The sequence below is a fragment of the Longimicrobiaceae bacterium genome (genome assembly GCA_035936415.1).
GTDB lineage: Bacteria > Gemmatimonadota > Gemmatimonadetes > Longimicrobiales > Longimicrobiaceae > JAFAYN01.
Map to the genome: position 1 here is coordinate 1 of DASYWD010000346.1, position 4,269 is coordinate 4,269.

Sequence of the window (4,269 nt, forward strand, 5' to 3'; positions counted from 1 at the left end):
GCCCTGGGCGTCGCGCTGGCCTCCCTCGTCGCGGCGCTCGCCGCGCTGGCGGCGGCGCTGGCCGGCTAGGCGCCCGTCACGGGGCGGGGGTGAGCAGCACTGCCCCCGACGCGCCGGTGCCGCGGTTCTTCCCGTGGGCCAGGATGACGCCCGCGTCGTTGATGGCGCTCACCCCGTCGATCTCCCAGGCCGCGTCGGTGGGCACCACCGCGTAGGAGTTCCCGCTCTCCCACAGGAAGGGACGGCGGACCTCCTCTCCGGTGTGGGACCGCGACCACGCGTAGGTCCCCGCCACCTGCGTGCGGTTGTTGATGCCCGCGGGGAGGTTGCTGTGGGTCCGGCCGACCTGCGGGATCGCGTCCTGGGGAAAGCCGTGGGGGCCCCGCCCCACGAACCCGTCGCACCGCTCCCCTCCGGGCTCGGAGCAGGAGTAGGCCACTTCGCCCCGGTCGTTCACCGCCCGCGGGGTCACGTGTACGGGATAGATGGTCTCCGGGCTGCTGCCGGTGTTCAGCCAGGCGTAGCGGCGCACCAGCGGCCCCGAGACGCTGGAGAGGAACGAGCCGAGCACCCGGCCCGCGTCGTTCAGGAAGAGGCCCTGCGGGTCCTGGCTATAGTAGCGGTAGTTCTGGAGCAGCGCGAACGACCCGTTCTGCCAGATCCCGGTGTGCGTGGGGTACCCTTCGAACCAGCTCACCAGCACCTGTCCGCGGTTGTTGATGTCCATCGCGCGGACGCCGCAGCTCCCAACGACCTGGTAGCCTTCCGGCACGCCGGGCCCGCGGATGAAGGAGTACGGGCATTCGCGCGTGAAGGTGCCCACCACCTGCCCGCTGTCGTTGAGCGCCACCGCCCGGCTCTCCGTTCCCAGACCGAGATCGATGTCGGTCATCTTCCCCGCCTCCCAGAAGAAGGCGTGCGTCGCGCCCGCTGCGGTGGTGGAGTGCCCCACCACCTGCCCCTTCCCGTTCAGGTCGGCGCCGTGGCTGTCGCTCCCGCCCAGCGTCCCCAGGTAGGTGACGGTGTAGCGCCGCGCGGGGACGCGCACCTCTAGGGCCGTCTCCCCCCGGCCCACCTTCTTCCCCGCGGCGTCGTAGGCGAACACCGTGATCCGCGCCGCCCCCTGCGGGAGCCCGTCGACCTCCCAGGCGAAGCGCTCCGTCCCCGCGGCCAGGGCGAGGCAGCGGGTGGCGCTCTGGCACATGGGCCGCTCCGCGCCTCCGTTCACCGCGTAGGTGAGGCGCGCCACCGGCACCGGGGAGGCGACCTCGCCGTGCAGGTAGGCGGCGAAGGTCCGCAGCGGCACCTCCGGGTCCGGCGCGGTGAGGCGCACTGTGGCGCTCGCGGTGGTGAAGGCGACCGGGAGGCCGGCCCGGTTCCCCGCGCGGTCGTAGGCGTACACCGTGAGCTGCGTCTCCCCCGCGGGGAGACCCTTCAGGGTGAAGCGGAAGTCCACCTTCGTGCCCGGCGTGACCGTCACCGGCTGCTCGGCGCCGGTGCCGAGCGCATAGGTGACGCGTTCCACCGCCGTGGAGTCCGCGGCGCTCCCGCGGACCACCACCGAGTCGGGCCCCACCACGTCCCCCGCGGCGGGGAGCTCCAGCTGCAGGGTGGGCGGGGTGGTGTCCGGGGCCGGGGGCAGGGTGGCGTCCCTGCACCCCGCCAGGAGCCCCAGGGCGAGCGCGGCCGCGGCCATGCGCGAGACGTTCATCGGGAGCGAGTCTGCAAGTGGGTTGGTCATCCCGGGCCTCCTACGACTCGGGGGTGAGCAGGAGGGTCTCCTCGGTCTGCGAGCCCGTCCGCACCCCCCTGGCCAGGATGGTCCCGGCCCGGTTGACCTTCACGGGCGTCAGGTACTGCCAGTCGCCCTCGCGGATCTCGACGGAGTGGGCCACGCCGCCGTCCCAGAGGAAGAGACGCCGGACCGCGACGTGCTGCGTCGGCGACTGGTAGTAGGTGTATCCGCCGACCACCTGCATCCGGTCGTTGATGGACACCGGCTGGTTGGACCCGGAGCGCCCGACCCGCGGGAGATGGATCTCGCGGCCGTCGGTGAGGACCCAGCCGTTCCCGCCCGTGCAGAGCACGTCGCCGCGGTCGTTCAGCGCCTTCGGGGCGCAGGTGCCGCCGAACGGGCGGAAGGCCTCCGGGGAGAGCCAGCCGTACGGGGCTCCGTACCCGTAGCCGTGCGGGGGGCGCGACGCCCCGACCACCTGGTCCGCGTCGTTGAGCAGGAGCCCCTGCACGTTCGGGTGGAGCAGCGTGACCGCCCCGCGGTGGAGGGTCAGCGCGCGCTGGCTCCTCCCCTCCACGGTGACCGGGTTCGTGTCCCAGAGAAGGAGCTTCCCGGCGCCGTTCACGTCGGACAGGGTGTGGCACCCCCCGTTCGAGGTGGTGACCTGCCGTGGCGCCTCGCCCGGCGTCCAGGTGAAGACGCGGCTGCACACCCCCTCGGCTCCCGGCGGCATGAACGCCACCGTCCCGCTGTCGCTCAGCAGGGGCGGCACGGGGTGCGTCTCCGCGCGCGCGCCGGAGTCGGTGAACCGCCCGGCGTCCCAGAAGAACACCGTCCGCTGCGTCCAGTCGCCGGCCACGCCCGTCACCTGCCCGCGCTCGTTCAGGTCCGTCGCGTACAGCGGTTTGGCGGCGTCCGCGCGCACGGGCGTGGCCCGGTAGTACCGGACGGGGACGCGCACCCGGAAGTCCACCCGGTCCGCCCCGATCCGGCGCTGCTGGGCGTCGTAGGCGAAGACCCGCACCACCACGTCGCCCTGGGGGAGGCTGTCCGCCTCCCAGGTCAGGGTGCTCCGCCCCTGCGGGTATCCCAGGCAGGTGGGGCCGTACTTGTAGGGGGGATGGCAGAAGGGGCGCTCGGCCCCGCCGTTCACGGAGTAGGTGAGGCGGGCCACCGGCACCGGCGAGTCCACGTAGCCGAACAGGGGGGCCGCGAAGGAGCCCTGCACCGTCCCCGAAAGCGGCGTGGTGAGCCGCACGTCCGCGCTCCCGGCGGTGAACGCCACGGTGGCGCTCCCCCGCGTCCCCGCCTCGTCCTGGGCGGTCACTGTCAGCCGGTGCTCGCCGGGGCCCACGCCGCGGGCGGCGATGCGGAAGGACACCGTCCGCCCCGGCGTGACCTCCACGGCCTGCTCCGCACCGCCATCCAGCGCCCAGCTCAGGCGCGTCACCCGGCGGTCGTCGGTGACGGTCCCGGTGATCGTCACCGAGTCGCGCCCCGTCCACTCGCCCTCGCCGGGAGACTCCACCCGCACCGTCGGGGGGGACGCGTCGCGCACGGTGAAGGCGACGGTGGCGCTCCCCCGGTTCCCCGCCGCGTCGTAGGCGTGGACGGTGAGCTGGTTGGCCCCGAGGGCGGTGCCCCGCGCCGTGAAGCCGAAGGGCACGGAGGGGCCGCCGCCGGCCTCCACCGCCTGCTCCTCTCCGCCGTTCAGGGTGTAGGTGAGCCGTGCGATCCCCCGGTCGTCCACGGCGCTCCCGGCCACCCGCACCGAGTCTCCGGTCACGTCCGTGCCCGCCGCGGGCGCCTGGAGGTGGAGCACGGGGGCGCGGGAGTCCCCGCCCACGCCGGTCGAGTCCCTGCAGCCGGCCGCGAGGGCCACGCAGAGCAGCAGGGAAGTGGAGAACGTGTGTCGCATGAGGATCGTGTGTGGGTCGAGAGCCGGAACGTACCTGCCTCCGGGCGAAAGACGAAGCGTCGTGCCGCCGCGTCACGCAGGCCCGGGAGGGACCGGAGTCCCGCCGCGCGCCCGACCACGTTACCTTGTACGCATGGGAGCCCGGCGCGTCCGGCACCCGCCCTCACCTCTCCCTGGAGCCCACCGCCATGGCGCCACGCAGCGACCGCCCCGGGCGCCGCGACCTGGAGCGCGGCTTCGACGAGCTGGGCGCCGGGTCGTCGCCGCCCACCTGGAGCGAGGTCCGCGCGCGGCTGCGCGCGCGCTCGGCCCTCAAGGGCGATGCGCGCCCCGGCGGTGCGCGACGTGCAGGACCCCCCGAGCGGCAGGAAGCACCCGTCCACGACGACCGGCAAGGTACGATGAAAGAGCCCTCACGCCGCGGCCCCTCCCGCGGGTCCTCCGACCGCCGCCCGTCCCGCCCGCGGGACGACTCGGACGAGCCGCGGCGCTCCTCCGCGCCCCGCGTGGCGAGCGCCGACGAGCTGCTGGAGCTGGCCGACGACCTGCAGGACCAGGCGCGCGCGCTGATGCAGCAGGCGAAGCGGCTGCAGCGCATGGCCGAGAGCCTGGAGCG

3 protein-coding genes are annotated in these 4,269 nt (G+C 74.3%); 1 reads left to right on the plus strand and 2 read right to left on the minus strand.

The genetic code is table 11. The features are described 5' to 3' along the window. Positions 1-76: 76 nt before the first annotated feature. Both VGR37_14060 and VGR37_14065 read right to left on the minus strand, forming a co-directional pair. Positions 77-1,741: an Ig-like domain-containing protein gene (locus VGR37_14060; GenBank protein ID HEV2148523.1), complete on the minus strand. Its 1,665-nt coding sequence runs from the start codon at positions 1,739-1,741 to the stop codon at positions 77-79. A gap of 10 nt (positions 1,742-1,751) precedes the next feature. Then, positions 1,752-3,653, minus strand: coding sequence for an Ig-like domain-containing protein (locus tag VGR37_14065; GenBank protein ID HEV2148524.1), 1,902 nt, complete (start codon positions 3,651-3,653; stop codon positions 1,752-1,754). A gap of 188 nt (positions 3,654-3,841) precedes the next feature. Between VGR37_14065 and VGR37_14070 the strand changes: the two genes are divergently transcribed. Beyond that, the coding region (locus VGR37_14070) for a hypothetical protein (GenBank protein ID HEV2148525.1) at positions 3,842-4,269 on the plus strand (428 nt) is incomplete at its 3' end.

Bases quoted from the DNA above. Each gene is read 5' to 3' on its own strand.
- VGR37_14065 (HEV2148524.1), bottom strand. From the start codon at position 3,653: ATGCGACACACGTTCTCCACTTCCCTGCTGCTCTGCGTGGCCCTCGCG.
- VGR37_14060 (HEV2148523.1), bottom strand. From the start codon at position 1,741: ATGACCAACCCACTTGCAGACTCGCTCCCGATGAACGTCTCGCGCATG.